The organism is Colwellia sp. BRX8-5, assembly GCF_014077325.1.
GTDB lineage: Bacteria > Pseudomonadota > Gammaproteobacteria > Enterobacterales > Alteromonadaceae > Colwellia_A.
Genome location: NZ_JACGVR010000066.1, coordinates 1 through 1663 on the forward strand (window position 1 = coordinate 1; position 1663 = coordinate 1663).

Consider the following 1663-nt stretch of genomic DNA (forward strand, 5'->3'; position numbering starts at 1 on the left):
CGTCAGTAACAATGTAAGTAATTACAGGAACAGCACCGTTGAAATTGTCATTAGGTGTAAAGGTATAACTACCATCGGTATTTAAAGTTAACTCACCTTCAGTGAGGGTAACGGTGTCACCTGCACTATATGTATTACCACCAACAGTAAAACTCGTTACGGTTAGTGGACCGTCTGCTGTTTCAGCATTATCGAGGACATTGCCTGTTGCGGTTGTGTCTTCAGCTGTTGTAACAGATTCATTGTCATCAGTAAGATCTGATAAAGGTGTTACTGAAATTGTTAAAGTTGAAATTTCTGTGTCACCAGCACCATCGGTAATGGTGTAACTGATCACTGGCACACTGCCATTAAAGTTATCATTCGGTGTAAAAGTGTAACTACCGTCTGCATTTAAAGTGATTTCGCCTTCCGTAAGAGTAACGGTATCACCTGAATTATACGTATTCCCACCAACTGTAAAGCTGGTGACAGTCATTGGACCGTCTGCTGTTTCAGCATTATCAAGCACATTACCTGAAGCAATCGTATCTTCAGCTATCGTGACCGTTTCACTATCATCAGTTAAATCAGAAAACGGTGTCACTGAAATTGTTAGTGTAGAACTTTCGGTATCACCGGCACCATCAGTAACGGTGTAGCTGATCACAGGCACAGCACCGTTGAAATTGTCATTTGGTGTGAAGGTATAACTACCATCGGTATTTAAAGTTAACTCGCCTTCCGTAAGAATAACGGTATCACCTGCATTATAGGTATTCCCACCAACCGTAAAGCTTGTAACAGTTAAAGGACCGTCTGCAGTTGCTGCGTTATCCAGGACATTACCTGTAGCAATTGTATCTTCAGCTATCGTAACAGTTTCACTATCATCACTTAGATCAGACACGGGTGTCACTGAAATTGTTAGGGTAGAACTCTGTGTATCACCAGCACCATCTGTGACGGTATAAGTAATCACAGGCACAGCACCATTGAAGTTATCGTTCGGTGTAAAAGTGTAACTACCATCGGTATTTAAAGTTAACTCGCCTTCCGTAAGAGTAACCGTATCACCTGCATTGTAGGTATTCCCACCAACAGTAAAGCTAGTGACGGTCATTGGACCGTCTGCTGTTTCTGCATTATCGAGGACATTACCTGTAGCAGTTGCATCTTCTGCGACACTTACGGTTTCATTATCGTCACTTAGATCAGAAACTGGTGTCACTGAAATTGTTAGCGTAGAACTTTCGGTATCACCGGCACCATCTGTGACAGTATAAGTAATAACAGGTACAGCACCGTTGAAATTATCATTCGGTATAAAAGTATAACTACCATCTGCATTTAAAGTGAGTTCGCCTTCAGCAAGACTTACCGTGTCACCTGCATTGTACGTATTCCCACCAACAGTAAAGCTTGTAACAGTTAAAGGACCGTCTGCAGTTGCTGCGTTATCGAGGACATTACCTGTTGCTGTTGTATCTTCTGCTATCGTAACCGTTTCACTATCATCACTCAGATCTGAAACCGGTGTCACTGAAATAGTTAGGGTAGAACTCTGAGTGTCACCAGCACCATCGGTAACTGTATATGTAATAACAGGAACAGCACCGTTGAAATTATCATTAGGTGTGAAGGTATAACTACCATCGGTATTTAAAGTTAACTCACCTTCAGT

General features: G+C 41.9%; 1 protein-coding gene. It reads right to left on the reverse strand.

Annotated elements, in window-relative coordinates:
• A partial coding sequence (locus tag H4J62_RS19865; RefSeq protein ID WP_182231376.1) for a tandem-95 repeat protein occupies positions 1 to 1663 on the reverse strand: 1663 nt, incomplete at both ends.